Source organism: Salmonirosea aquatica, from assembly GCF_009296315.1.
In the GTDB taxonomy this organism is placed as follows: domain Bacteria; phylum Bacteroidota; class Bacteroidia; order Cytophagales; family Spirosomataceae; genus Salmonirosea; species Salmonirosea aquatica.
The window spans coordinates 3,248,791-3,274,886 of the sequence record NZ_WHLY01000002.1 but is presented as its reverse complement, the minus strand read 5'-3'; the positions used below and the strand labels follow the sequence as shown (position 1 = coordinate 3,274,886).

Below are 26,096 nucleotides of genomic sequence, written 5' to 3'. Positions count from 1 at the left end.
CCGATGAAAGAGCAATGGATTTGTTCTCGGAGGAATCAGTGAATGATTTTGCTTCGATCAATCCCTTTCGCTTTTCCACCCTTTTCCATAAACTCTGTAATTTCAGGATAAAGATTGTTCCAGGGGGAAAAAAACTGCACGATCATCGGGACGTGCTTCTTGCCTTTAAGTACCTGATAGCGGGGATTAGGAACAAATTTCCGATAATCGCCCATAAATGCTTCGGTACTTTTCTCGATGGATTCATAGGTATCACCGCCCCGGTAGATTAGCATCGGGGGCATATTTTCCCGCAGGTAATACCTGGGCGAGGCTTTTTTCCAGATTTTGGGATCGTTGGTAAAAGTCTTTATGTAGGTATTATCGGCGTCGTACTTCTTCTCCAAAAGGTAGTTGTACATATCTAGCCCAGCGGCGTCGACAAGTACCAGGCCCGTCGTAGGATTATTCATCGAAAGGGCTTCAAAGTACTTATCATCCAGCCCGATGAGCGCGGCCAGATGTCCGCCCGCCGAATGGCCTGACAAATACAAACGGCTGGTATCACCGCCGTACTTTTCGATATTTTCCATCGTCCATTGTACCGCTTTGGCCGAGGCTTTGGCCATGTCGTCGTAATTCGCCGCCGGACTCAGGGGGTAGTCGATGATGACCGTGACGATACCCTTCCGGGCAAAATTTCGACCCATGGGCCAGTACTGCGATTTTCTGCCCGAATTCCAATTGCCGCCATGAATAAAAACCAGCACCGGACGCGGCGATTTGACTTTACGCGGTGCGTACACATCGAGTTTTTGTTCGGGAAGTTGGGAGGTACCCTGCTGGTAGGTCAGGTTGGCGGTTTTCCTAACGGCGCAACTGGTTATGGAGAAAGCCCAGCACGATAGGGCAGCGAAGCGAAAGAGGAGGGTAGTTAGTTTGTTGATCAAAAGGTTAGTGGATTTGTTGTGTAGTGGTATAAGCAACGACTAATAACTACATCACCCAAATAATCGTTTGACGATTTTTACTAAAACTTTTTTATCGATACTGCTTTCTTCAGACTTATCGAATATAGTAACGAGATAAATATCTATCCCATCTTCCCTTTCATCTATCAGGTAGGTCACGACTCTAAAACCGCCGCTTTTGCCGCCACCTTTGCTGCGACTCGCCAACCTGATTTTATAGAGTCCTGAACCCAGGGAAACGCCGAGTGTTGGATTTGCTTTCAGTTTAGCAATTAAGTCATCAACTTCCTGTTCAAGAGACGAAAATTTCTTCAAAAATCGTTTGTACTTTCTTTCAAAAACAGGGATGGCTCTGACTTTATTCGCCATTTCGCATGTCTCTTTTGATTTCTTCAAAAGTCCGAACCGGAATTCTGCCTTCTTTCATAGCGAGTACTTCCTCCAATCCCTGCTCAATCTCCGCCATCAAAGTATTAGTGGATTCTGGTTCGTCTTCGCTTATTATCAAAGCTTTGAGTTCCTTGCGTATCTTCTTAGGAAGTACCTTATACTGCTCATAAAGTATTCTTGCCGTGTCCATAGTCAACTTTTTTCGTGCGATCAAAGATAATAAAAATCATTCCTTTTCCCCCGAACCAAACCCGCCGGAATAGGTGTTATGCTTGGTACGCTTTTTCCCAAACCTTCATGAATTTCGAACTGACTTCCGAATACGTTCCTACCGGTGACCAGCCTCAGGCCATCGAACAACTCGTGCAGGGCCTGCGCGACGGCGAACGTGCCCAAACGTTGCTCGGCGTGACTGGCTCCGGCAAAACCTTTACCGTCGCCAACGTCATCCAGCAGATCAACCGCCCGACGCTGGTACTCAGCCATAATAAAACGCTCGCCGCTCAGCTCTACGGCGAATTCAAGCAGTTTTTTCCTAACAATGCCGTCGAGTACTTCATCAGCTATTACGACTACTACCAGCCCGAGGCGTTCATTGCCACCACAGGTACTTATATCGAGAAAGACCTGATGATCAATCAGGAAATCGACAAGCTTCGGTTGTCCACGGTGTCGTCGTTGATGAGCGGACGCCGTGACATCGTTGTCATTGCGTCGGTATCGTGCATCTACGGCGCGGGCAATCCCAATGAATACAAGAAAAGTATTTTGCGCGTGGGTGTGGGACAAATTACCAGTCGCAATCAGTTCCTGTTCAGATTAGTAGAAATCCTGTATAGCCGGACGGAGGTGGAATTTTCGCGGGGTACTTTCCGGGTCAAAGGCGACACGGTGGATATTTATCCCGGCTACGCAGATTTTGCTTACCGCATTATTTTCTTCGGCGACGAGATTGAAGAAATCCAGCGCATCGAGCCCAATTCGGGCAAGAAGATTTCCAGTGAAAAGAAAATCGCCATTTTTCCGGCCAACCTCTTCGTTACGGGCCGCGACGTACTGATGGATTCTATCAAACAAATCCAGGACGACCTTACGGCGCAGATCAGGTACTTTGCTGGGGAAGGTCGCCTGCTGGAAGCTGAGCGCATCAAGGAACGCACCGAATTTGACATGGAAATGATGCGTGAACTGGGGTACTGCTCGGGCATCGAGAACTATTCAAGGTACTTCGACCGCCGCCTGCCGGGTCAGCGGCCTTTCTGTTTGCTGGACTATTTCCCCGAGGATTTCCTGATGGTCGTAGACGAGAGTCACGTGACTATGCCGCAGATCAGGGCGATGTGGGGCGGCGACCGCTCCCGCAAGGAATCGTTGGTGGAATATGGCTTTCGGCTGCCCTCGGCGATGGACAATCGCCCGCTGACTTTTCAGGAATTCGCCGATCTTACGCCCCAAACCCTTTTCGTAAGTGCGACCCCCGCCGACTACGAACTCCGCCTGACCGATGGGGTAGTTGTAGAACAAATCATCCGCCCTACCGGACTCTTGGACCCCGAAATCGACGTGCGGCCCAGCCTCAACCAGATCGATGATCTGCTTTCTGAAATCGACACGCGCATCAAGCGCGGCGAGCGTGTGCTGGTAACTACCCTGACCAAACGCATGGCCGAGGAAATGAGCAAGTACCTCGACCGCGTCGGCGTGAAGGGCAGGTACATTCACTCGGATGTGAAAACGTTGGATCGAGTCGAAATTCTGCGCGAACTGCGGCTGGGTGTGTTTGACGTGCTGGTGGGCGTGAACCTGCTGCGTGAGGGACTTGACCTACCCGAGGTGTCGCTCGTGGCGATCATGGACGCTGATAAAGAGGGTTTCCTGCGCGACATCCGCTCGCTGATCCAGACGATCGGCCGCGCCGCCCGGAACGAAAACGGCAAGGTACTTATGTACGCCGACCGCATCACGGGCTCAATGCGCTCTGCTATTGACGAAACCAACCGACGCCGCGCCATCCAGATGGCCTACAACGAGGAACACGGCATCACGCCAAAAACAATTCTGAAATCACGCGAAGCCATCATGGAGCAAACGTCCATCGCCGATTCCAAGGTGAAGAAGATGTACGTGGAGCCCGACGAAATCCGCATTGCCGCTGACCCCGTGGTACAGTACATGGGCAAGGGCGATCTTCAGAAGCTCATCGCCGAAACCCAGCGCAAAATGGAAGCCGCCGCGAAGGATCTGGACTTTCTGGAAGCGGCTAGATACCGGGATGAGTTGGTGCAGTTGAAGGAGCGGCTGAAGGGGGAGAAGGTAGGGTAGAAATATGTGAGAATAATTCGATATTTTTGGAAATGAGTAGCTGGCCCTTGCCTTATCAGTGATTTAATAATCAGAGCATGGACGGACGCATCATCAACATCGACCCCGAGATTCTGGGAGGCACACCCGTATTTGCCGGAACACGGGTGCCCATCAAGAATTTATTCGACTACCTTGAAACCGGAGAAACGATAGATTATTTTTTGGACGACTTCGAAGGGGTAAGCCGGGAACAAGTAGTGAAGGTTCTGGAAATGTATTTAATCGGATCACGTTGCAAACGCGAGTCCATGAAACCCTGATTTACAATCAGGGTTAGCGGGGTTTACTCGCTAAAAAATTTAAAATATATTCTTTAACATTTACTAAAAATAAGTGAAATTAATAAAAAATTTATTTATCATGATTTGTAACCTTGTATTTTTATCAAGGTGCACTGATCGGGCCAAAGAAGAATATTCGCCATCTTCATTTTTTAAGCAAAATACAGCTAAACAAAATGAGGGTCTAATCGTATTTGTACATGGAATCTTTGGTGATGCAAAAGACACTTGGACTAACGAACAAACAGGAGCATATTTTCCAGAATTAGTTAGTAATGATTCTGTTTTTGCTGGATATGACATTTTTACATATGGTTTTGCAAGTCCAAAGTTAAATATTGCCTTAACTATCGATGAACTTGGTGAAGATCTCCGGAGTACATTTGATGATCAAAACTTTTCTAGATACAGTAAAATAGTACTTGTATGTCATAGTATGGGTGGATTAGTTTCACGTTCTTTTTTAATTAAGTATAGAGAGAAATGGGCTCACAAAATAAAACTTATTTACTATTTCTCCACACCTGGAAGTGGTAGCCAAATTGCGAGTTTGGCACGATCATTCTCAAAAAACGAGCAACTAGAAAACTTACAAATAGAGAATGGCGATAGGTATCTGGCTAATCAATCCAGAGCATGGTATGCTGTACAGAGTTTGATAGATATTCCTGCATATTGTGCATATGAGAAGCAGGCAACCTCAATATCTAAGATTGTTGAATTTTCTAGTGCGTCTTCAATCTGTAACCGTCCGCTAGATCCAATAAATGAGAATCATATAAATATTGTTAAGCCCAAAGATATTAGAGCTAAGTCATATATAGTTTTTCGAAATGCATTCAAGGCTACTATCTCTAATAACGCTATAAACGAGGTCAAATCAAATCCCGAACCTAAAAAAAATGGAAATGCTTCTAAGAGTAGTACTTATCAATTAAGAGATGTTAATGATAGACCTTTAAATGTTGGCGACTTTTATTCATTTGATGCTATTGTAAATGGTCATGTACCAGAAACACAAAGAAATTTTTACTTAATAGCAAAAATAAACAAAAATGACGATTGTATATTCACCTACAGTACAGCAGAAAATGAGCCAGGATGGGCTATCAGCACCCATGTTCTTGTGGGTCAACGAACGAAAACTGTTATTCGTCGGAAGATTGAGCCACAATGGTTGAAAACCCACTATCCTGAACAATATAGAATTTTGATGAATAAGGCAATGCTTTACGGCTTAGTTCAAGATGGTGAGTAAAAACCCTAGCTCGTCGTAGTCTTCTACCGATAGCACAGTTCTTCGTAGTCTTCCGCGCCGTTGTGCGTAGTCTGAAAGACTGCGTACTAAAAATAAAAAGCCGCCGGGCAGGCGTCCCTGTTTTAACGGCCCGAAGCACAACATCATCTTTAATAGCAGTTCTTTTGTTGTTGATACACTCCTTACAAAGATGGAAATAGAGCAAATCAAAACTCAGGTAGTTCCTATTCTTCGCCGCCACCATATTTCAAGAGCTGGTTTGTTTGGTTCCGTAGTCACGGGCCACGCCGACGAACAGAGCGATATTGACATTCTCGTTCAGTTGGGCAGAAAAATGGGGCTGCTGGAATTTGTAAGTATAAAGTACGAGTTGGAGGATGTTTTACACAAAAACGTCGATCTGGTCGAATACCGGGCTATAAAACCAGCCTTAAAAAGCCGGATTTTATCCGAAGCAGTAAGGATATATGGGTAAGCAGAAGAATCAAGCACGACCCTGCCAGGGGTAAAGAGTAGTATTTTAGAAAGAACACCTTAAAGGTACTTACTCACCTTACAATCCAGAATAAAGTATGAATAATCGGTTGAAGTACCTTTTCACCATTTTGGGAATAGCGACGTATCTGTTGACCTCGTGTAATAGTAAAGATAAAGAGGACGTACCTAATCAACTGACGTCCCAGGAAAAGGAAGACGGCTGGCAATTGCTTTTTGATGGTACTTCTTTGAAAGGCTGGCATTTGTATAATCAGGGTGAAGTACCTTCCGCCTGGACGGTGCAAAACGGCGAACTGTATTGCCAACCTATTTTTGACACGACTGCGCATGGCGATTTAGTATCGGATCAGGTGTTTAAGAATTACGAGCTTGCCTTCGAGTGGAAAATATCCGAGGGGGCAACAGCGGGGTTTTTATCAATGTACTTGAGCGGCAAGACATGCCAACGACCTGGTCTTCCGGGCCTGAATACCAACTACTGGATAAAGCCCACCCGGACTACGAGATGAGTCCCGCCAAAAGACCCGGTACGATATTTAATTTTTATCCCCCCATAAATCCGGTCGAGCCCAAGCCTGCCGGTGAATGGAATCAGTCCCGCATCAAACAGGTTGACGGGAAAATTGAATTTTATCTGAATGGCGTTTTGACGGCGCAGGAGGATCTCAATTCCGACCATTGGCAAGAGGCGGTGGCTAACAGCGGATTCAAAACGTTTCCCGAGTTTGGCAAGCACATTCAGGGACACATCGCGCTACAGGATTGGTCCAAAGGGATCTCGTTCCGGAACGTGAAAATTAAAACGCTGTGAGCGCATAGTTCATCGTAATCTTCCGTGAGTTGTCTCAGGCCAGCCCCGAAACCTGATTCTATCCGTACGACCTTCCTTCGTAAACTTCCAGAAAACGCCAGCTACTTACCAGAACTCCATTTTTTTCTACCTTTGAAAACTTCAATTACCCCAAATAACAGCTAGAAAAAATGGATTTAAAACTTGACGATAAACTGGTATTCATAAGCGGTTCGACCGCCGGAATCGGTTTTGCGATCGCCCAGCGGTTTTTACAGGAAGGTGCCCAGGTCGTTATCAATGGAAGAACGAACGACGGAGTAGATGAAGCGGTAAAGGAATTGCAGTCCCTGGTAGAGGGCGCAAAAATAAAGGGCATTGCCGCCGATTTTTCAAAAGTTGAGGAGGTCAATCAGTTAATAAAGGAGCTACCGGAAGTCGATATTCTAATAAACAATGCGGGCATTTTTGAGCCGAAACCTTTTGCCGATATTCCCGATGAAGACTGGTTTCGGTTTTTTGAAGTCAATGTCATGAGCGGCATTCGCCTGGCCCGGCACTATTTCCCTAGAATGCTGCAAAAGAACTGGGGACGGATTATTTTCATTTCCAGCGAATCGGCCGTGTTTATTCCCGACGAAATGATCCACTACGGCATGACCAAAACCGCGCAGATTGCGGTCAGCCGCGGTTTGGCCGAATTGACTAAAGGTACCAACGTAACGGTCAACGCTATTTTGCCCGGTCCGACAAAATCGAAAGGAGTGGGTACTTTCCTGGAAGATTTATCCAAGGCAGGGGGCAAGTCGATCGAAGCAGTAGAAGAGGACTTTTTCGAAAATATGCGCCCGACCTCGCTCCTCCAGCGTTTCGCAAGTGTGCAGGAAATTGCCGATACTACGGTGTACTTTTCCAGCCCGTTGGCGTCGGCTACCAACGGTGCTTCTATCCGGGTAGAAGGCGGGTTGATTAGGTCCATTTTATAAGGTTTGCCGAAGCATTAGTCCGCCGCCAATTATTCAATGTGGCAATTCAATGAAATATCGCGTAATCGTAGGATGGGTACGTTACGTCAACCCGATATTTACAAATTCAGATTTCCCTTAACCGGGTTGGCCTTACATTGGGTAAGTTTGCAAACCGAGTTGTTGACCAGTAGAAAAAAGAAACGCCATCCATTTTTCATGCTACATCTTAAGCTTGCCCCGCTAGGCATCGTGCTCATGCTGTTGGGGAGTGCCTGCCAGGGCCCTGCGGAAAATAAAAATACAGGTACCCCTGAAGTCAGCGTTCCATCCGCTGATTCTGTAAGCACCGCCCCGGCGAGGGATACGGGCGACTCATACAGCCAAAAAAGTCCAAACCCTGATTGGCTGCTAAAGGCCGGAAAAGGTGCCGGGCAAACCCAGCTCCAGGCTACCTCCGAATCGGTGGTTGAACGACTGGGACCTCCCGATGATGGCGATGCGGCCATGATGCACGCCGTGATGGTGTGGTACGCCGACAGCACCTTAAAAACGGGTCATTCACTGGCTATTTTTACTGCGCGCGACCCCGGCAATGACCCGGCCGCGCGCATCACTGAAATCAGGGTAAACTCACCGCGCTTTGAGACCAGCGAAGGGATCAGGGTAGGTACCCCACTGGCGGATATAGTGAAGCGGTTCCAAATACAGAAGGTAAAGGAATATAACGAAAAGGGGAGGTCATACACTCTTTACGACGATAAGGCGGCGGGCATCGCCTTCGAGATCGACGCAGAGGATCGTTGCCAGGCCGTAATCATCCACATCGCGGGTAAGCCGTTTGTCGGTTCCTACCTTACTTTTCCGTAGCATTACCTACCCTCTTCGTCGTAGTCCTGCGAAGGGAAGTCACGTATCGAAAATGAAAAGCCATTCGGATTATTTTGGAAAGCTTTGAGGTACCTTTTGAGGAAGCACGACCCGGCTCACCTTACTTGATCCAAGTTGATAAACTGGTGTTGCTGTTCAGGCAGGACATCGTTGCTTTTAGCCTTCCAAATTCGTAGTCGTTACCAATAGCTTAACCATGAACAGACGATTTATCGGACTCCTACTAATTTCAGTTTTCCTTTCGATTCTGCTGGCTTCGAACCATGAAAAAAATGTTACTCAGTCTAATAAGCCCAATATCATTCTAATCTATGCGGATGATTTGGGGATTGGGTTATTGGGCCACGAAGGGCAGAAAATCATAAAAACACCCCATATCGATCAGCTGGCTCGTGAAGGAATTCGTTTTCGGCGGGCGTACTCCAACATGCTGTGCGCCCCGGCCCGCGCTTCGCTGCTTACGGGCTTCCACGATTGTCACGCAAATGGATTCCAAGTAACCGACGGGGGTACCTATACATATGCCAATGCCGATGAATCTGCCTATGGAAAAATTAGCAGGATGATCGAGAACGCCCTATCGCCGGTTCCAGCCGGGCAGGTGTTTTTGGGAGAGGTGGCTAAACGTGCAGGCTATATCACCGCTCAATTTGGTAAGCTGGAATGGGGTTTTTCCACGACGGATCAACAAATGAAGCGGCATGGCTGGGATCATTATTTCGGCTACCTGGATCACGTACGAGCGCACGGATTTTACCCTCCGTTTCTATTTCAGGATGGGGTTCTGAAAGAAATAACAGGAAATACGCGGATGAATTCCGGTAAATCCGGCGAGCCTGAAACCGAGGCAAACTTCAAAGAACGTTGGAATAGAGAGGGTAAGGAGGTGTATTCGCAAACCATCTTTATGGATAGTATTCTCCACTTCATCGACGCGCATAAAGAACAGCCATTTTTCCTGTATTTCCCCACGCAGCTCCCCCACGGGCCAGTATCCATTCCGGCAGTTCATCCTGATTTTATCAACGACAGCCGCCTGACCCAAATCGAAAAGGAATATGCCTCGATGGTAAAAATGCTGGACGACCATGTGGGGCAAATCGTCCAGAAACTGCAAGACTTACACATCGACGACAATACCATCGTTATTTTTGCCGCCGACAACGGACATGAAATCTATTACAGTCAGGCGGGAAGGGTACTTAAGCCTTATACCAACATGAAAACGGGCCAACGTTTCGATGATTACAAAAGCAAATTTTACAGTGATCTGGGCGGTGATGTTTTCAACGGCAATGGCGGCCGGGCGGGCTTGAAGAGAAGCAATCATGAAGGCGGAATCAGGGTACCCCTGATTATCAAATGGCCTCAGCACATACAAAAAGGAAGGGTCAGCGAACGGCTGGTAGCTAATTACGATATCTTACCTACCCTTGCTGAAATCGTTGGCTTTTCCGGAGCTTTCGATACCGACGGTATTTCTTTTTACAAGGAACTACTCGGTCAGAAAGGTACCCGTGAACATTCCTTTATTGTATATTCTTCTTTTGTTGGCCCTACCCTACTTACCAACGATGGCTGGAAAATAAGGAGCTTTCTTGAAAAAGATGCGTTTGAATTGTACCATTTGCCGGACGATTTCCGGGAAGAAAAAGATTTGGCAGAAAAGTATCCTGAAAGGCTAAAAACCCTTAAAATTGAGCTTCTTAAAGCCTGCGATGGGGATTTTAGAAATGGCTTATATAGCACGAGCAATCAGATACCCATTGCTACGATAACAGATAAAAAATAAAGTTGAACCGTTTCTATTTCTGATCGCCCTGCCAAACCACCATCGGTTTCCAATCGCCCACGGGCACAAAGCGCGCGAAAAGCTCCTCGCTGTACCAGCCGCGCTGGCGGGTACGCTGCACGATTTCCCGGTGGCCGGGCTGTTGGTAAGCATACCGTTTAACAGCATCGACACTCTCCCAGATACTCACCGTAGCCTGTTCCACGAGAGGTACCTCGCCGATGCCCAGCGCCAGAAGTACCCCTTCGGAATTACGGAGTGAAGCCTGCGCCCGGGGTACGTGCCGCCAGAAATCCAGTAGTTTGGCCGTCTTGATTTTGGCACGGGTCAGCACGACGAGCGGACCAAGGTACCCTTTCCCTATCTCCTCAGAAACTACGAAAGGCTCCATGCCGTCCCATTGTCCATGGGACTGAGTGGGAAGCATTTTCAGGGTTTGATACGCCAGAGCCTGAGAAGCATATTCCTGAAACATTGGTGAGGCGAAGAATTCATCGGCACTTTCGGCGCTTTCCCAAGTAGCCAGGAAAGTATATTGTTGAAAATCAGGCACGATCCCAAAGCCGTTGTGCCCGGTTCCCAGCATTTTGTAGAAAGTAGCGCCTTGGAGGGGCTGTAACACTTTCCGCCCCATCTGTCCAAATGCCCACCACGCCTTGTTTTTTGGAAAACGAAAGATCGTGAACGTAGTCATAGCTTGTCCTGATTCGATGGATTGAAGGAGCCGGTTGGTTGGTAAGAAAGCGAAAAGTCCGGTACTTTGTTGTCGAATTCTGAAATTTATGGAAGCAACCTTACCTACCCCTACTTTTACCATCCGCCGCGCCGCGCCAGCTGATGCACCTGTCCTGGCGAAGCACCGTTGTGAGATGTGGCTCGCGATGAACGATCTTCTTCCGGAGGGCTACGCAGCCATGTACGAGCAGTGTGTGGAGTATTTCGAAGAGGCCGTCCGGGACGAGTCCTACCTGGGCTGGCTGGTCGCAATCGAATCGGGCGAAGTAGTGGCGGGCGGCGGTTTGTTGCTGCGCCGGATTGCCCCCTACCCAATGGCCAACGGTCTGACCTGTCCTTCCGAAAAGCAGGCCCATATCCTCAATATGTTCACCGAAGTAGGGTACCGCCGCTACGGACTGGCCAACCTGCTGATGAAGACCCTTTTGCGCTGGTGTGAAGAGCAGGGGGTAGGATCGGTTACGCTGAATGCTTCGGAAGCCGGCAAGCCGCTTTACGAAAAGCTGGGGTTTGCGGAAGTGAAGAATTTTATGAAATGGAACGGAAAAATGCCATGATACACGAACTTAAAATCAACCCCGAAGAACTTCATCCGGAAGTAGTGTTCCAAACCGCCCGTAGTGGCGGTAAAGGGGGGCAGAATGTCAATAAAGTAGAAACCAAAGTAGAACTGCGCTTCGATATCCCCAATTCACAGGTACTTCGCGACGAGCAGAAGGATTTTCTATTGAAGAAACTCGCTAACAAACTCACCAACGAAGGCGTGTTAATTCTCTACCACCAAACAGAGCGCAGCCAGCTAGCCAACAAGGAAAAGGTAGTAAGGAAGTTTGACCGCATGATTCAGGAAGCCTTTGTGGTACCGCGCAGGCGCCGCGCTACCCGCCCTACCCTGGGGTCGGTACTACGGCGGGTAAAAGCCAAAAAGCAACGCTCAGAAACAAAAAAGATGCGCCGAAAGCCCCCGAGAGAGTAAGTAGGTACAGGCGGTAGGCTTTTTCTGGCTTGGGCTTCAAAAACTAAACCATCTCCCTCGTTTTTCTCCATGCAAACCTCTACCCTCCCCCAGAAAACTACGTCTCAGCACCTATTCAGCTTGCCCGTCATTGTGGCGGCCTTGGGGTACTTCGTGGACATTTATGATTTACAGCTCTTTGGCATCGTGCGCATTCCCAGTCTGCTGAGTCTCGGACTCACACCTGATGAGGCTGATGCCGTCGGCATCACCATTCTGGATTACCAGATGATCGGCCTGTTGCTCGGCGGGCTATTCTGGGGTATGCTGGGCGACAAGAAGGGACGGCTTTCTGTATTGTTCGGCTCTATCATCACCTACTCATTAGCCAATATCGCCTGCGGCTTTATTCCCCACCTCAATTTTGTGGATAAAGTCGAGGCCTATAAATGGCTGCGGTTCGTGGCGGGGCTGGGCCTGGCGGGTGAGCTGGGAGCGGGCATCACACTGGTATCCGAGATTCTTCCCAAAAATCTGCGCGCCATAGGTACCTCGCTGGTGGCGGGGATAGGTCTGGCCGGGGCGGTGGTAGGTACCTTCACGGTGCGGCTAGCGGGCGACTGGACCATCGCCTATTTCATCGGCGGTGGGCTGGGTATCCTGCTGCTGCTGCTACGGGTAGGGGTGATTGAATCGGGCATGTTCAAAGGCATCACGCAGGACAAGTCCATTTCCAAAGGAAACTTTCTGGCGTTTTTTACCGACCGAAAGCGGTTCGCTAAGTATATGAAATGCATCGGGATGGGGCTACCTACCTGGTTCAGTATCGGTATCCTGGCCTACCAAAGCAATCAGTTCGGGGTAGCCATGGGCATCGCCGAACCTGTAGAACCCGCACTGGCCATCATGTGGGGGTACATTGGCGTGTCCCTTGGCGACTTGGCAAGCGGATTCATCAGCCAGGGATTGCATTCACGCAAAAAAGCTATCGCGCTGATGATGGCGTTTGCGTTAGCTGGGGTACTTCTGTTTTTGTTCGCAGGATTCAAATCGCCCGACGCGCTGTATGCGCTCTGTTGCTGGCTGGGGTTGGGTACCGGCTACTGGGCCATGTTCGTAACGGTGGCCGCCGAGCAATTCGGCACCAATCTGCGGGCTACAGCCGCCACCACCATCCCCAACTTCGTGCGGGGTGCCCTGGTACCCATGAATCTGCTGTTTGTGTATCTCAAGCCCTCCTTCGGCGTAATCATGGCGGGTTTCCTGGTGGGGGCTGTGGCCTACTCGATTGGGTTCTATTCTACACTCACGATTCCCGAAACGCATGGGAAAGATTTGGATTTTGTGGAGGATGTTTGAGGAAAGGGACAGAGTAGAAGAGGTTTAACTCAATCAACGAATATCTCTTTCAAAGTTGCCTTGCATTTCTGTATTTCACCCTTGCTGAGTTTACCAAATACTTTAAGAATCCGCGCCTTATCTACCGTTCTGATCTGATCGAGGGCCACCATGCCCATAGTATTATTATGCTTGACCAGTATGCGCGAAGGATACTCTTTTGAGTTGGTGGTCATGGGGGCAATAACTATTGTTTTGAGGTACTTATTCATTTCATTTGGCGAAACAATGACACAAGGGCGAGTCTTTTTAATTTCGTGGCCAACGGTCGGATCAAGATTGACCAAGACAATAGCGTACTGTTTTAATTCCATTCCTCAAAGCTTTCATCCTCAAAGACCTCGTCGATAAGCAAACTATCGTCACCGGCAGCGTGCATTTCCTTAAAGGCTGCTTCCCAGCCCTCCCTGGGTTTTGCGATCGGCTTCAAAATGATCTGCTCCTCCTCGAGAATTAACTCGACTTGATCCTTGATGTTGTATTTCTCTAAAATGGTCTTGCTCAATCGAAGACCTTTAGAATTTCCGATTTTGATGATTTGTGCTTCCATAATTCTATTTTGTAATTACAAAGTAATTACAAAAATGCTGGATTAAAAAGTTCATACAAGAACATTCATCCCATTTAATCTGTGGTCACTATAAAACTCACTCGGGTAATTTAAAGCATGGCTTCCCACAACACCTCCGCCGGATGCAGCGCCTTCCTTCCCGTGCCGTCGTGAATCTGGTGTCGGCAGCTGGTACCTGGCGCAGCAATGATGACTTCTTCGGGTTGTTGGCGCACGGCGGGGAAAAGTACCAGTTCTCCGATTTGCATAGAGAGGTCGTAGTGTTCGGCTTCGTAGCCGAAGCTACCGGCCATGCCACAACAACCGCTGGGAATGAGTTGGACGGTGTAGTTTTCGGGTAACGAAAGCATTTTCTTGGTAGGTACCAGGCTGGCGATGGCCTTTTGCTGGCAGTGGCCGTGGAGTTTGATCGTCCGCTTTTCTTTGGTAAAAAGGTTGGAGGAGATTTTCTTCAAATCAATTTCCCGCGCGATAAATTCGTCAAATTGCAGCGCATTCTGAGCCAAAGCTTTGGCATCTTCCAGTAGGTATTCGCTGACCAAATCGGGGTACTCGTCGCGGAAGGTGAGGATAGCCGACGGCTCGATGCCGATTAATGGCGTATCGTGTGAAATAAGGTTTCTTAAAGCTTTGACATTCTGCTCGGCGATTTTTTTCGCATCCTTTAAAAGCCCTTTGGAAAGCTGTGGGCGTCCGCTGGGGGCATGGTCGGGAATAAGTACCTCGTAGCCCAGTTTCTGTAACACCTGAATGGCTTTTTTGCCAATTTCCACGTCGTTGTAGTTCGTGAATTCATCGCAGAAAAGGTACACCTTCTTCTCCGAGGAAGTCTTGGGCTGTTTCTTGAACCACCCTTTCAACGTTTCACCGTGCAGCAGTGGCATCGTCCGGTCGGGATGGAAGCCCACAACGCGGTTGGCGATGCGGCGCAGTGGCGCATTCTTGAAAATCAAATTATAAGCCCAGGGTACGTAGCTGGCAATTCCTGTCATTTTAGAAAAATTCCCCACTAGCCACGAGCGCAGGGGTACCCCGTGCACGTCGTGGTACTGTTGCAGGAATTCCATTTTTAGCTTGGCCACGTCCACATTGCTGGGGCATTCACCCTTGCAACCTTTGCAGGCCAGGCATAAATCATATACCTCTTTGATTTCCTGATGATCGAAACGGTTGTCCTTGGGCGAGCGCGTCAGCATTTCGCGCAGAATATTGGCGCGGGCGCGGGTGGTTTCTTTTTCGTTGCGGGTCGCCATGTAGCTGGGACACATGGTACCCCCGCTGAGCTGAGTCTTGCGGCAATCGCCCGAGCCGTTGCACTGCTCGGCATGTTGCAGAATGGTCTGGTTTTCGAACCGGAAGTAAGTCTTGAATTCGGGTGTTTGCTGATCGGCCTCGTACCGAAGGTAGGTATCCATTGGCGGAGTATCCACCACTTTGCCCGGATTGAAAATCGTCTGCGGGTCCCAGGCTTTTTTTATTTCCTTAAACAATCCATAATTGTGCTCCCCGACCATTTTCGGAATAAACTCCCCGCGGAGCCGGCCATCGCCGTGCTCGCCCGATAGCGAGCCGTCGTATTTCTTGACGAGCGCGGCAATTTCCTCCGCAATCATTCGGAATTGCTGGTGCCCCTCGCGGGTCTTCAGATTAATGATAGGGCGCAAATGCAGCTCACCCGAACCAGCATGCGCGTAGTGTACCGCCGACATGTTGTGCTTGTGCAAAATCGCATTGAAATCCCGGATATAATCGGGTTGGTCAAGTACATCTACGGCCGTATCCTCGATCACAGCCACGGCCTTGTCGTCACCCGGAATATTCCCGAGCAGACCCAGGCCCGCCTTACGCAGCGTCCAGATTTTTTTGGTATCCTCGCCAAACAGTAGCGGAAAGTGAAAGCCCAGTCCCACAGCCCGCAATTCGACTTCCAGTTCGGCCGCCAGCTTTTCCACTTCCGGCTGGGTTTCGCGGGAAAGGTCCACCACCAGGATAGCCGGGTAGGTACCATCTTCTTTTTCTTTGACAAAAAAGGCATTCTTCCTCTGCTCCACATTACTGGCGGCGCATTCCAGCACGTAGCTGTCGATGAGCTCAATGGCCTGGGGCTTGTATTTTAGCGCGATAATGGTAGCGCGGAGGGTTTCATCAATGGTGTTGAAATGCGCACAAAGTAGGCCCTGCGTTTTGGGCGGCAGGGGAATCAGTCCGAGCTTTATTTCGGTTAACAGGCATAGGGTACCTTCGGAGCCGGCGATGAGGCGGCACATGTTGAAGGCCGGGCCATCGGGCGTAAAAGGAGCACAATCCAGCAACATATCCAGCGCGTAGCCCGTGTTACGCCGCTCGATGGATTTCTTGGGAAAGTTTTTTCGGATTTCGGCCTGATTGGGGGGGTCAGAAAGAATTTCAAACGTTTTTCGGTAAATCTTCCCCTGTAATCCCGGGTTTGCGGCCAGTTTTTCTAGGTCGTCTTCCGCCGTAAATACCGCTTCGGAGCCATCGGACAGCAGCGCTTTCACTTCCAGCAGATGCTCACGCGTAGAACCATATACGACGGAATTGGAACCGCAGGAATTGTTCCCCACCATCCCACCGATCATGGCGCGGTTGGCCGTAGAAGTTTCGGGACCAAAATACAGGCCATAGGGCTTCAGGGCCATGTTCAGCTCGTCGCGCACCACGCCCGGCTGCACCCGTACCCAGCGTTCCTCCGGATTTATTTCCAGAATTTTGTTGAAGTGCTTCGAAACGTCTACTACCAGGCCACTTCCCACCACCTGACCGGCCAGCGAGGTACCTGCCGTGCGGGGAATGAGCGAAACGCCCGCCTCACGGGCAAAACGAATGAGCCGGACAAGATCGTCCGGGGTACGTGGAATGGCTACGGCCAGGGGCATTTCGCGGTAGGCCGAGGCATCGGTAGCGTATAGAGTGCGGAGGGTAGAGTCGCGGAAAAGGTCCCCGTCGAGTTGCCGGGCCAGCGAATCCAGGGTAGGTACTACGTCGGAAGCGGGTACTGTCATTACAAAATCACCTAGGGCTTAAATGTTCGCAAAGATAGCCAACAGCCCAGGCATGCCCGCGAAGTTTTCAGATAAATTCCAGTTCGTGCAGGGGCCATTCGCCTGTTTTAGGAACAATATCGCTCGTACTGTAAATGAGTTTGTCGATGTCCTCAAAGGCGCAGATCTTGTAAGCTTCCACGGTATTGATTTTTTCCATGGTCACACACACGACCGTTTCGCCGGAAATTGCCATCATCTGCCGCTTCAGCTGCGCCTCCTCGTAGTGCCGGATGGTAAGCCCCGAGGTAGGATGGATGCCCACGACGCCCATAAAATACAGGTCGGCTTTGAAATGGCGTAGTTGCTCGGTGGTTTCGCTGCCCATTGTTATCTGGTACCTTTTATGAAAGGTACCCCCCAGCAGGATCACCTCCACTTTGGGGTGGCCCACCAGGGCATTGGCTAACGGGGGACTGTTGGTAATCACAGTCAGCTCGAGGTTATGGGGCATTTGCTCGGCGATATACAGATTGGTGGTACCCCCATCCATGAGCACGATCTGGCCATTGACAAAGAGCGTCCGCGCCTTTTGGGCGATCAGCGATATTTCGGCGTTGGGGATGCCCATCGCCTGCCGCACGCGCATGGGAAGGTACGAATTGGCGATGGCACCTCCGTGTACTTTTTTCAGTAGCCCACGTTCTTCCAGTTCAATGACATCCCGGCGGATGCTGTCGTATGATACGTCCAGTTCCCGGCTGAGAGCCACGAGAGAAACGCGATTATCGGTACCTAACTTATCCAAAATCCAAAGCTGACGCTCGTCTTTTAACATAGCGGAGGGAATCTTGCTAATTTTATGCTGAATTGTGCAAACTTTTTTTGTCAACTACCCGCAAATATGCATACATTTGCAGACAATTGAAATATTTTACTAAAATATGGCACTAGAATACGTAAGAAAGTAAATTTCCCAAAGAGTCACACATTACGTAGGCTCGTTTTTGATATGTATATTTTTTGTACGTAATTGCCATTCTTATGGAATAAGTAAACAATTTCTTCTCTTAATACATTTACTCAGTACTGTTTCCGAATACAACATCCAATTTAAAATTTAACCAATCAATCTATGATGAACTATTCCTACAAAATGAACCGTGTTGGCGTTCATGTGGGCAGTATCCGCCTCTGGCATACGGCACTTGCGCTCTTTCTGGCGGTAAGTACTGCGCTGGCTCAGGATGTCACAGTCACCGGTCGAGTTACCGATGGAAGCGGAAGTGGCCTACCAGGTGTTACCGTAAAAGTAAAAGGTAGCAACCAGGGTACCAATTCCGACATGGAGGGCAACTACACCATAACAGCCAGCCCCACCGCTACTCTGGTATTCAGTTTCATTGGCTTTGCCAGCCAGGAAATTCCGGTCGGCAACCAATCCACGATCAACGTTACTATGTCGGACGACATAAAAGCCCTAGAAGAAGTGGTGGTCGTGGGCTATGGTACTGCAAAGCGCAAGGACGTAACGGGTTCGGTGCAGTCGGTAACCTCCAAAGACTTCAACGCGGGTGTGAACCCCAATCCGCTTCAGGCCATTCAGGGCCGGGTGGCGGGTCTGGTCATTACGCAACCCAACGGCGATCCTAACACCAGCCCTACCGTACGTTTACGTGGCTATACCTCCCTGGCAGGCGGTAGCGACCCCTTGTACGTAGTGGATGGAATTATCGGGGTACCCATCAACACGATTTCCCCTTCCGACATTGAGTCTATGGACGTGTTGAAGGATGCATCAGCGTCAGCTATCTACGGCTCGCGGGCGGCCAATGGCGTAATCATCATTACCACCAAGCGTGGCAAATCGGGCCGGGCGACCGTTACTTTCAATAACTACATTGGCACTGATGTCATTTCCAAGCGGCTTGATCTGCTGGATGGCCCCGGCTACGTAGCCGAAGTAAAACGCATCAAGGGCGATGCTTCGCTGGACGATAATCAGCGGTTCCCCAAAACGGCCAGTGGTGGCTACTACAACACTGACTGGTGGGACGAAATTTCGCGGACAGGCATCACCAACAGCCACGATCTGTCCGTTTCCGGCGGCGCACCCACTTTCTCGTACCGCGGGTCTCTCAACTACATCGACCGCCAGGGCGTTATCAAGAATACAGGCTTTGACCGCTTGACCGGCCGGATTAACATTGATCAGAAAGCCCTCGACAACCGTCTGAATATTCAGTACAGCCTATCGTATACCAATACTAATTCTGACTATACGGACGGGGGTATTCTGGCGAATGCCACTTTATTCCTACCTACCCTTCCGGTCAGAAATGCAGATGGCGGCTATTATGAAGTACCCGGCGCGTTCGACCTGAACAACCCTGTGGCCATGCTGGAAAATGAGACGTTCAACAATGTGAAAAAGACTCTGGTAGGTGGTATCAACTTAAAGTATGAAATATTGGATGGCCTTACTCTAGGCGTAAACGGTGCGCTCAAAAACGATCAGGATGTTACGAGCCGTGCCCGGAACGGTTCCATCAAGGCTTTCCAAATCACCAACGGCGAAGCTTCGCGCAACCTGTATCAGACTAACGACAAGCTGCTAGAGCTTACCGCCAATTATATCAAGGGCTTCGGCGAAAAAGGCAGCAATTTTTCGCTGCTGGGGGGCTACTCTTATCAGGACATCATCAATGACGGCTTCGGTGCCAATAATTCACAGTTTGTAGCTACCGGACTAGGCTATAACAACCTGGGACTGGGAGCCGGATCGTTGATTCTGCCCAAGAGCTCCTACAGCAGTTCTTACAAGAACCGAACGACCCTGGCTTCTTTCTTCGGACGGGGTACCCTGAATTTCAATGAGAAGTATAACCTGACAGCAACGATACGTTACGACGGTAGTTCCAAGTTTGGTAAAAACAACAAATGGGGTCTGTTCCCCTCCGTGGCGGGTGGATGGACGATCTCGGACGAATCGTTTTTTCCAAAATCCAATGCATTCAACTACCTGAAGCTGCGGGCCAGCTGGGGCAAAACGGGTAACTCCGAGGGCGTAGGTCCTTACCAGTCGCTGCAGCTGTATGGCCAGACTTCGGCTTATTATGACGGAGGTATCAACAACTTCCTGCCTGGCTATGCCATTACCCAAAACACCAATCCGAACCTGAAATGGGAAGTAGTGACGCAGGCTAACCTGGGTCTGGACTTCCAGTTTGTCAACGGCCGCTTCTCGGGTTCTATCGATGTATTCGACAAGGAAACCAGCGACATGCTGTACCGGTATTCGGTACCTGCCGATGGAGTGAAGTACTTCACCAACTCCATCTACGCCAACGTAGGTACCATGAGCAACAAAGGGGTCGAGATTTCACTGGGTGGTGATATTATCGATAGCGACGACTTCGTCTGGAACAGCCGGGTGATCGGTTCCTTTATCCGCAATGAAATTGTGAACCTGAAGAGCGATGAATTCGATTCGGGTATCGTTCGTTTCAATCCCTTCGGCGGACGGGGGCTTTCGGATGTATTTGCCTCCATTCTGACGCCCGGCTTGCCTCTGGGTACCTTCAACAATGTGGGTAAATTCGTAGGGTTCGACGAAAATGGCCAGATGCTGCTGCAAGGCAAGGATGGTGCACCCGTGACGGACCCCGCCAATGCGCAGCTGGGTTTCGAAGACAATCCCCAGCCTTTCCTGACTGCGGCCTGGGTCAACAGCTTTACGTATAAGAACTTCGACCTGAACTTCCAGTTACGGGGTGTGTTTGGCAATAGCATCCTGAACAACATCCGCTCCAACTTGTCGATTCCCGGCTCGATTCTGGAAACGAACATGCTAAAAAGCGTTAGTGAACTTCCGGTGGGCTTTAGTACCAACGCCCTGTCGAGCTATTGGCTGGAGGACGCAACCTACGTGCGGCTCGACAACTGGCAGATCGGCTACAACCTGTCGTTCGAAAGCAAGTACATCACCAACGCCCGGCTCTATCTGGGTGGTAATAACCTGTTCATCCTGACCAAGTACCGCGGGGTCGATCCCGAACTGGAAGTGAAAGGTGATTTGCCCGGTAATTCGCAGCGCCCCAACAGCCTGGGTCTGGACGCCACAGGTATCTATCCCAAGACCCGTACCTTTCAGTTGGGTGTGAACCTAACGTTCTGATCCTGACACGAGAAAATATCGTACTTATTAAAAAATCACTCATTATGAAATTCAATTTAAAATATACCCTGTTCGTAGCGGCAGGTCTTCTGGCGGCACAGTCGTGTACGAACCTGGAAGAAACGCCCTACGATGTAATTCCCACCAGCGAATTCGGCGGTACGCCCGACCAACAGGCCGCTCTGCTGGGGCCCCTGTACAGTTCGCTGGGTGAGTACTTCGACCGCTATGCTGCCCTGAATACGGTCACCGACGAGCAGGTGATCCCTACCCGCGGTGGTGACTGGAAGGACGGTGATGCCTGGAAACGTCTGCAGCAGCATAGCTGGCAGGTTTCGACGGATGATGGAACGTTTAACGGCTTATGGACTTGGTGCTACAACAGTATCACGTCAATCAACCAGCAGTTGGGCAATATCACTGATCCGGGTACCCTGGCTGAATTGAAGACGTTGCGGGCGTTTTACCACTATGTGGCGCTGGACCATTTCCGTAATATCATCATTGCTGACAAAATCGGTGGTGATAGCCCTACCCAACGTCCACCCGCCGAAACATTTGCGTGGATCGAAAAAGAAGTGAAAGAAGCGTATCCCAATCTGAGCGAAGATGTAGGAGGCAAGTTTTACGGACGTATCAACAAGTACGTTGCGGATATGCTGCTGGCCAAACTGTACATGAATGCTGAGGTGTATACGGGTACCGCACGGTGGGCCGACGCCAAGGCCGAATGTGATATCGTCATCTCGTCCGGAAAATACTCACTGGAAGCCAATCTGTTCAATAACTTTACGACCAACAACGTCGGCTCCAAGGAAAATATATTTGTGGTACCTTTCGACGCCTCCAAGCGGGGGGGTTCAACATGAATATGCGGACCTTACACTACCTGAGCCAGCTGACTTACAACTTGCCCCAGGCTCCCTGGAATGGCTACTGCACGATGACCGAATTTTATAATTCGTTTGCTGACTCGGATCTCCGCAAGAATATGTGGATCGTAGGCCAGCAGTACACCGCGGGAGGAGCGCCTATTTTTGACGATACTCAACCGATGATTTTCACGCCCGAAATACCGGCCTTCGAAATGCCCGCGGGTCCGGTGGCGCGTCTGGCAGGCGCAAGAAGCAAGAAATACCAGATTCAGAGCAACGGTGCGAATAACGACCAAGACAATGACTTTGTAATTTTCCGCCTGGGTGATACGTACCTGTTGCGGGCCGAGGCCAACCTGCGCCTGGGTAATACCGCCGATGCCATCAAGGATGTTAACATCATTCGGGCACGGTCCAGCGCCACACCGGTCACGTCGCTCACGCTGGATAACTTGCTGGCTGAAAGGGGCTGGGAAATGGCCTGGGAATATACTCGCCGTCAGGATCTGATCCGTTTCGGACAATTCAACAAAGCGTGGCAATTCAAAGATGCCTCACCGGCTTTCCGGAATATTTTCCCGATACCCGCTACGCAGCTGGCGCTCAATCCGAATCTTAAGCAGAATCCGGGATACTGAAAAACGGGTTAACTGGCTAGTGGTCAGTAGTCAAGGGAGTAGGCTCGTCATAGGCCTACTCCCTTCTCTTTTCGGTGCCTCAATTAAGTGGTCTTCCAATACGTTTTTTAACTATACTACAACAATTCCAGAGTGAGTGGCCGTGAAACTCTGTGTCCCAAAAATTGCTTGTCGCCTATGGCCAAAGCTAGTTCACAAAATGAATAAAGGAATCAAAATTTGGAGTTGGATTGCCCTGGCCTTTGCTTTATCCGGTTGTTCCAAGGCTCCGGACGATGCACCTACCCTGTTTGAGGACCTGCCTGCCTCGGTTACAGGTATCGATTTTCAAAACACCCTCACCAACAGCGAGGAATTCAATATCTTCAATTACCGGAATTTTTACAACGGGGGTGGGGTAGCCATTGGCGATATCAACAATGACAACCTACCCGACCTGTACGTGATTGCCAATCAGGGGCCCAATAAGCTCTACCTGAACCGGGGCGACTTTAAATTCGAGGACATTACCGAACAGGCGGGCGTAGCAGGTACCAAATCATGGAGCACCGGGGCTACCTTTACCGATGTGAACGGCGACGGGCTGCTCGACCTGTACGTCTGTAACGCCGGGCGGTCGGCCGAGCGGAGCAACGAGCTTTTTATCAATCAAGGTACGGGCAGCAATGGCCTGCCCGTTTTCCGGGAAAGCGCCCAGGCGTACGGGCTGGCCGAAGAGGGCTACTCGATCCACGCTGCTTTTTTCGATTACGACCGGGATGGCGATCTAGACATGTTTCTGCTCAACAATAGCTTCACGCCCGTGGGGCAACTGGCCTACGCCAATCTGCGCGCCCAGCGCGACAAGGACGGCGGGCACAAATTATTCCGAAACGATGGCGGGCACTTTACCGATGTGAGCGAAGCGGCGGGTATCTACGGCAGCATTATCGGCTTCGGACTGGGCATCACCATTGGCGATGTCAATAATGACAACTGGCTCGATATCTACATTTCCAACGATTTCTACGAGCATGACTACCTGTATATCAACGACAGGAAAGGCTCATTTACCGAATCGCTGCAAACCGCCATGGGCCATACGAGCCTTTCTTCGATGGGCGCCGACATTGCCGATATCAACAATGACGGCAAGCTGGATATCTACGTCACGGACATGCTTCCCGCCACCGACCGCCGGCTGAAGTTAACGTCCACCTTCGAGGGGCATGACCTGATGAAACTGAAAGAGGCGCGGGATTTTCACTACCAGTACATGCAAAATTCCCTGCAGTTGAATCAGTCGGGTGCGCCGGACGGGAAGACCTGGTTCAGCGAAATAGCCCGCTTCACGGGTACCCATGCTACCGACTGGAGCTGGGGTGCCCTGATTTTCGACATGGACTCCGACGGCGAGAAGGATATTTTTGTGGCCAATGCCATCAACCGGGATTTGACCAACCAGGATTTCATGGCTTTTCTGGCCGATCCGGCCAACATTGCCGAAGCCAGCCGTACCCGCAAATTCGATTACCGGAAGTTTATCGACAATATGCCCTCGGAACCATTGGCCAATTACGCTTTCAAGAATAATGGCAATCTATCCTTTGCCAATAAAGCTGAAGAATGGGGCCTAGGTACCCCCTCCTTTTCCAACGGGGCCGCCTATGGAGACCTGGACAACGATGGCGATTTGGATTTGGTGGTCAACAACGTCAACAGTCCGCTGTCGGTGTATCGAAATGCTTCCAATGAGCGGCCCGATTTTCACTACCTCAAATTCCGACTGATCGGCGGGGCACAAAACCGCAACGCGATTGGCACCAAAGTCTATCTCCATCAGGGTACCCGCACCCAGATGTTACAGCAAATGCCCAATCGCGGTTTCGAATCCTCTGTGGATCTGAGGCTGGTGTTTGGGCTAGGTAAAAATCCTGCGGTCGATTCCGTAACCGTATTGTGGCCCAATGACCGTCAGCAGGTACTCCGGGGCCTACGGGCCGACTCGACCTATGTATTGAATCAGGAGGCTGCCACCCAGCCCTGGCTACCGGCCAGCAGCCGGAGCCAGGAGCTGTTCAAGGACATCACGGCATCCAGCGGACTCGATTTCGTGCATCGCGAGTCCGATTATGTCGATTATAACAAGAACCCCCTGCTGAAGCAGATGTACTCCCGCCTGGGACCGGCAATGGCCCTGGGCGATGCCAACGGGGACGGCCTGGACGATGTGTACTTGGGTGGAGCCATCGGGCAGGGTGGGAAGCTTTATGTCCAGAAAAAAGACGGAAGCTTTGCGGACCGCACCCCAGAAATCCTAAAACAGGAAACGGATGTGGAGGCCTCGGACGCCGTATTTTTTGATGCCGATAACGATGGAGATCAGGATTTGCTGGTCGTATCGGGTAGCAACGAATTCCGCGACAACGATCCTACCCTGGTGCCCCGCCTGTACCTCAACGACGGCAAGGGTACCTTTACCCGTAGTGCGACCTTTCCAAACCTGGCTATCAATGCCGCTTGCGTGGCTGTCGCCGACTACGACAAAGATGGCGACGTAGACGTATTCATTGGCTCTCGACTCAAATCGGGCCAATACGGCATTGATCCGCCCAGTTATCTCCTGACCAACGACGGTACCGGGTCTTTTAAGAATTTCACCCGGCGGTACATTCCGCAAATCGAGCAACTCGGCATGGTCACAGATGCCTGCTGGGCCGATCTCGATGGCGATACCTACCCGGAATTGGTCGTAGTAGGCGACTGGATGCCGATTACCATTTTCAAGAATAAGCGCCAAAAACTCGAACTGCAAGCGTCGGAAATAATTAAAAATGAGCAAGGGCAGCCGATGAAAACCAATGGCTGGTGGAATACCGTGGAAGCGGTGGACATTGATCAGGATGGTGATCTTGACATTGTTGCCGGAAACCTGGGCTTGAATTCGAGTCTGAAAGCCACTCAGCAGACGCCCGTCGAGCTATATGTGAAGGATTTTGATCATAATGGGCAAATGAAACAAATCATCACCTGTCCCGACGAAAGTGGGGTACCCTACCCCATGCTCATGAAACCCGATCTGCTGCGAGCCATGCCTTCTTTGAAGAAGAAATTTGTCCTCAACAAAGAGTACGCCGGCAAAACGCTGAACGAAATACTCAGCCCGGAGCAGTTGGAAGGAGCGGTCCATAAAAAAGTCTTTACGGGAGAGTCGGCCATTCTGCGGAATGACTCCCGGGCGGCGGCGTTCACGTTCCTGCCTTTGCCCCGGCAGGCGCAACTCTCCCCCATCTACGCCATTCTTCCCTTCGACTACGACCACGACGGCCGCATGGACCTGGCCATTGCGGGAAACAATTACGACGTACTGCCCGAACTCGGCCGGTATGACGCCCTCCGCGGCCTTATTCTCCACAGTGGTAGCCAGGGATTTGAGGTGAAAGCGCCCACCGAAACCGGCCTGTGGGCCAACGACCAGGTACGGGCCATGAAGCGGCTGAGGCAGGGGCAGATTGTGCTGGGCACCAACAACAGTAAGGTGCAGGTGTACCGGGCCAAGTAGAGGCTGGATGGTGGATTTAATAAAA

The 26,096-nt window shown here is 50.2% G+C and carries 22 protein-coding genes and 1 pseudogene; 15 read left to right on the top strand and 8 right to left on the bottom strand.

What is annotated here, in order from left to right; genetic code table 11:
• Positions 1-35: 35 nt before the first annotated feature.
• From GBK04_RS14855 to GBK04_RS14845, 3 genes are read right to left on the bottom strand one after another with little or no spacing between them, the layout of a single operon-like run.
• Positions 36-929 (bottom strand): alpha/beta hydrolase, encoded by an 894-nt coding sequence (locus GBK04_RS14855; protein ID WP_373330992.1) that lies wholly within the window; start codon positions 927-929, stop codon positions 36-38.
• Positions 930-980: 51 nt separating this feature from the next.
• Complete coding sequence (locus tag GBK04_RS14850; RefSeq protein WP_152760960.1) at positions 981-1,319, bottom strand: type II toxin-antitoxin system RelE/ParE family toxin; 339 nt, start codon at positions 1,317-1,319, stop codon at positions 981-983.
• A complete protein-coding gene (locus GBK04_RS14845) occupies positions 1,309-1,530 on the bottom strand; it encodes a hypothetical protein (RefSeq protein WP_152760958.1) in 222 nt (73 codons plus the stop codon). Before GBK04_RS14845 ends, GBK04_RS14850 begins: the two co-directional genes overlap by 11 nt.
• A 107-nt stretch (positions 1,531-1,637) precedes the next feature.
• Here GBK04_RS14845 and uvrB point away from each other — a divergent pair, with 107 nt between their 5' ends.
• From uvrB to GBK04_RS14805, 8 genes and pseudogenes are all read left to right on the top strand, one after another.
• Positions 1,638-3,662, top strand: coding sequence for an excinuclease ABC subunit UvrB (gene uvrB, locus GBK04_RS14840; protein ID WP_152760956.1), 2,025 nt, complete (start codon positions 1,638-1,640; stop codon positions 3,660-3,662).
• A 77-nt stretch (positions 3,663-3,739) separates the two neighbouring features.
• On the top strand, positions 3,740-3,964 hold the full coding sequence (locus GBK04_RS14835) for a DUF433 domain-containing protein (protein ID WP_152760954.1): 225 nt from the start codon (positions 3,740-3,742) through the stop codon (positions 3,962-3,964).
• 73 nt (positions 3,965-4,037) lie between these two features.
• Complete coding sequence (locus GBK04_RS14830; RefSeq protein WP_152760952.1) at positions 4,038-5,243, top strand: esterase/lipase family protein; 1,206 nt, start codon at positions 4,038-4,040, stop codon at positions 5,241-5,243.
• Between the two features lie 190 nt (positions 5,244-5,433).
• The gene (locus tag GBK04_RS14825) at positions 5,434-5,718 is read left to right on the top strand and encodes a nucleotidyltransferase family protein (RefSeq protein WP_152760950.1); all 285 of its coding nucleotides are present in this window, start codon (positions 5,434-5,436) and stop codon (positions 5,716-5,718) included.
• A 97-nt stretch (positions 5,719-5,815) separates the two neighbouring features.
• Positions 5,816-6,552: pseudogene (locus tag GBK04_RS14820) on the top strand (3-keto-disaccharide hydrolase).
• A 170-nt stretch (positions 6,553-6,722) separates the two neighbouring features.
• Positions 6,723-7,517, top strand: a complete 795-nt coding sequence (locus GBK04_RS14815; protein WP_152760948.1) for an SDR family NAD(P)-dependent oxidoreductase — start codon at positions 6,723-6,725, stop codon at positions 7,515-7,517.
• 198 nt (positions 7,518-7,715) lie between these two features.
• On the top strand, positions 7,716-8,366 hold the full coding sequence (locus GBK04_RS14810; RefSeq protein ID WP_152760946.1) for a hypothetical protein: 651 nt from the start codon (positions 7,716-7,718) through the stop codon (positions 8,364-8,366).
• Between the two features lie 217 nt (positions 8,367-8,583).
• Entirely contained in the window at positions 8,584-10,179 is a 1,596-nt protein-coding gene (locus tag GBK04_RS14805) for an arylsulfatase (protein WP_152760945.1), read from the top strand.
• A 13-nt stretch (positions 10,180-10,192) separates the two neighbouring features.
• Here the strand turns inward: GBK04_RS14805 and GBK04_RS14800 are convergent, their stop codons facing one another.
• The gene (locus tag GBK04_RS14800; RefSeq protein WP_152760943.1) at positions 10,193-10,873 is read right to left on the bottom strand and encodes a hypothetical protein; all 681 of its coding nucleotides are present in this window, start codon (positions 10,871-10,873) and stop codon (positions 10,193-10,195) included.
• A gap of 88 nt (positions 10,874-10,961) precedes the next feature.
• Here GBK04_RS14800 and GBK04_RS14795 point away from each other — a divergent pair, with 88 nt between their 5' ends.
• The 3 genes from GBK04_RS14795 (at position 10,962) to GBK04_RS14785 (ending at position 13,228) form a co-directional block, all read left to right on the top strand.
• On the top strand, positions 10,962-11,471 hold the full coding sequence (locus GBK04_RS14795; RefSeq protein WP_152760941.1) for a GNAT family N-acetyltransferase: 510 nt from the start codon (positions 10,962-10,964) through the stop codon (positions 11,469-11,471).
• A complete protein-coding gene (gene arfB, locus GBK04_RS14790) occupies positions 11,468-11,890 on the top strand; it encodes an alternative ribosome rescue aminoacyl-tRNA hydrolase ArfB (protein ID WP_152760939.1) in 423 nt (140 codons plus the stop codon). Before GBK04_RS14795 ends, arfB begins: the two co-directional genes overlap by 4 nt.
• 69 nt (positions 11,891-11,959) lie before the next feature.
• Positions 11,960-13,228 (top strand): MFS transporter, encoded by a 1,269-nt coding sequence (locus GBK04_RS14785; protein ID WP_152760937.1) that lies wholly within the window; start codon positions 11,960-11,962, stop codon positions 13,226-13,228.
• Between the two features lie 29 nt (positions 13,229-13,257).
• Here the strand turns inward: GBK04_RS14785 and GBK04_RS14780 are convergent, their stop codons facing one another.
• From GBK04_RS14780 to GBK04_RS14765, 4 genes are all read right to left on the bottom strand, one after another.
• Complete coding sequence (locus tag GBK04_RS14780) at positions 13,258-13,581, bottom strand: type II toxin-antitoxin system PemK/MazF family toxin (RefSeq protein ID WP_152760935.1); 324 nt, start codon at positions 13,579-13,581, stop codon at positions 13,258-13,260.
• Positions 13,572-13,817 (bottom strand): AbrB/MazE/SpoVT family DNA-binding domain-containing protein, encoded by a 246-nt coding sequence (locus tag GBK04_RS14775; protein ID WP_152760933.1) that lies wholly within the window; start codon positions 13,815-13,817, stop codon positions 13,572-13,574. The genes GBK04_RS14780 and GBK04_RS14775 overlap by 10 nt, the downstream gene beginning before the upstream one ends.
• Positions 13,818-13,927: 110 nt before the next feature.
• A complete protein-coding gene (locus tag GBK04_RS14770) occupies positions 13,928-16,861 on the bottom strand; it encodes an FAD-binding and (Fe-S)-binding domain-containing protein (RefSeq protein WP_152760931.1) in 2,934 nt (977 codons plus the stop codon).
• A gap of 67 nt (positions 16,862-16,928) precedes the next feature.
• Entirely contained in the window at positions 16,929-17,678 is a 750-nt protein-coding gene (locus tag GBK04_RS14765) for a DeoR/GlpR family DNA-binding transcription regulator (protein ID WP_152760929.1), read from the bottom strand.
• Positions 17,679-17,975: 297 nt separating this feature from the next.
• Between GBK04_RS14765 and GBK04_RS14760 the strand changes: the two genes are divergently transcribed.
• The 4 genes from GBK04_RS14760 to GBK04_RS14750 all read left to right on the top strand — a co-directional run bounded on the left by GBK04_RS14760 (position 17,976) and on the right by GBK04_RS14750 (position 26,071).
• Positions 17,976-21,017 (top strand): SusC/RagA family TonB-linked outer membrane protein, encoded by a 3,042-nt coding sequence (locus GBK04_RS14760; protein ID WP_152760927.1) that lies wholly within the window; start codon positions 17,976-17,978, stop codon positions 21,015-21,017.
• Positions 21,018-21,061: 44 nt separating this feature from the next.
• Positions 21,062-21,886, top strand: coding sequence for a RagB/SusD family nutrient uptake outer membrane protein (locus GBK04_RS30660; RefSeq protein ID WP_373330991.1), 825 nt, complete (start codon positions 21,062-21,064; stop codon positions 21,884-21,886).
• A gap of 2 nt (positions 21,887-21,888) precedes the next feature.
• On the top strand, positions 21,889-22,530 hold the full coding sequence (locus tag GBK04_RS30655; protein ID WP_373330990.1) for a RagB/SusD family nutrient uptake outer membrane protein: 642 nt from the start codon (positions 21,889-21,891) through the stop codon (positions 22,528-22,530).
• Between the two features lie 199 nt (positions 22,531-22,729).
• A complete protein-coding gene (locus tag GBK04_RS14750) occupies positions 22,730-26,071 on the top strand; it encodes a VCBS repeat-containing protein (protein ID WP_152760925.1) in 3,342 nt (1,113 codons plus the stop codon).
• The last annotated feature ends 25 nt before the right edge of the window (positions 26,072-26,096 follow it).

Excerpts from the sequence above, each read along its gene's own strand:
- GBK04_RS14850 (WP_152760960.1), bottom strand. The coding sequence starts at position 1,319 with ATGGCGAATAAAGTCAGAGCCATCCCTGTTTTTGAAAGAAAGTACAAA.
- GBK04_RS14845 (WP_152760958.1), bottom strand. The coding sequence starts at position 1,530 with ATGGACACGGCAAGAATACTTTATGAGCAGTATAAGGTACTTCCTAAG.
- uvrB (WP_152760956.1), top strand. The coding sequence starts at position 1,638 with ATGAATTTCGAACTGACTTCCGAATACGTTCCTACCGGTGACCAGCCT.
- GBK04_RS14835 (WP_152760954.1), top strand. The coding sequence starts at position 3,740 with ATGGACGGACGCATCATCAACATCGACCCCGAGATTCTGGGAGGCACA.
- GBK04_RS14825 (WP_152760950.1), top strand. The coding sequence starts at position 5,434 with ATGGAAATAGAGCAAATCAAAACTCAGGTAGTTCCTATTCTTCGCCGC.
- GBK04_RS14815 (WP_152760948.1), top strand. The coding sequence starts at position 6,723 with ATGGATTTAAAACTTGACGATAAACTGGTATTCATAAGCGGTTCGACC.
- GBK04_RS14810 (WP_152760946.1), top strand. The coding sequence starts at position 7,716 with ATGCTACATCTTAAGCTTGCCCCGCTAGGCATCGTGCTCATGCTGTTG.
- GBK04_RS14805 (WP_152760945.1), top strand. The coding sequence starts at position 8,584 with ATGAACAGACGATTTATCGGACTCCTACTAATTTCAGTTTTCCTTTCG.
- GBK04_RS14800 (WP_152760943.1), bottom strand. The coding sequence starts at position 10,873 with ATGACTACGTTCACGATCTTTCGTTTTCCAAAAAACAAGGCGTGGTGG.
- GBK04_RS14795 (WP_152760941.1), top strand. The coding sequence starts at position 10,962 with ATGGAAGCAACCTTACCTACCCCTACTTTTACCATCCGCCGCGCCGCG.
- arfB (WP_152760939.1), top strand. The coding sequence starts at position 11,468 with ATGATACACGAACTTAAAATCAACCCCGAAGAACTTCATCCGGAAGTA.
- GBK04_RS14785 (WP_152760937.1), top strand. The coding sequence starts at position 11,960 with ATGCAAACCTCTACCCTCCCCCAGAAAACTACGTCTCAGCACCTATTC.
- GBK04_RS14780 (WP_152760935.1), bottom strand. The coding sequence starts at position 13,581 with ATGGAATTAAAACAGTACGCTATTGTCTTGGTCAATCTTGATCCGACC.
- GBK04_RS14775 (WP_152760933.1), bottom strand. The coding sequence starts at position 13,817 with ATGGAAGCACAAATCATCAAAATCGGAAATTCTAAAGGTCTTCGATTG.
- GBK04_RS14770 (WP_152760931.1), bottom strand. The coding sequence starts at position 16,861 with ATGACAGTACCCGCTTCCGACGTAGTACCTACCCTGGATTCGCTGGCC.
- GBK04_RS14765 (WP_152760929.1), bottom strand. The coding sequence starts at position 17,678 with ATGTTAAAAGACGAGCGTCAGCTTTGGATTTTGGATAAGTTAGGTACC.
- GBK04_RS14760 (WP_152760927.1), top strand. The coding sequence starts at position 17,976 with ATGATGAACTATTCCTACAAAATGAACCGTGTTGGCGTTCATGTGGGC.
- GBK04_RS30660 (WP_373330991.1), top strand. The coding sequence starts at position 21,062 with ATGAAATTCAATTTAAAATATACCCTGTTCGTAGCGGCAGGTCTTCTG.
- GBK04_RS30655 (WP_373330990.1), top strand. The coding sequence starts at position 21,889 with ATGCGGACCTTACACTACCTGAGCCAGCTGACTTACAACTTGCCCCAG.
- GBK04_RS14750 (WP_152760925.1), top strand. The coding sequence starts at position 22,730 with ATGAATAAAGGAATCAAAATTTGGAGTTGGATTGCCCTGGCCTTTGCT.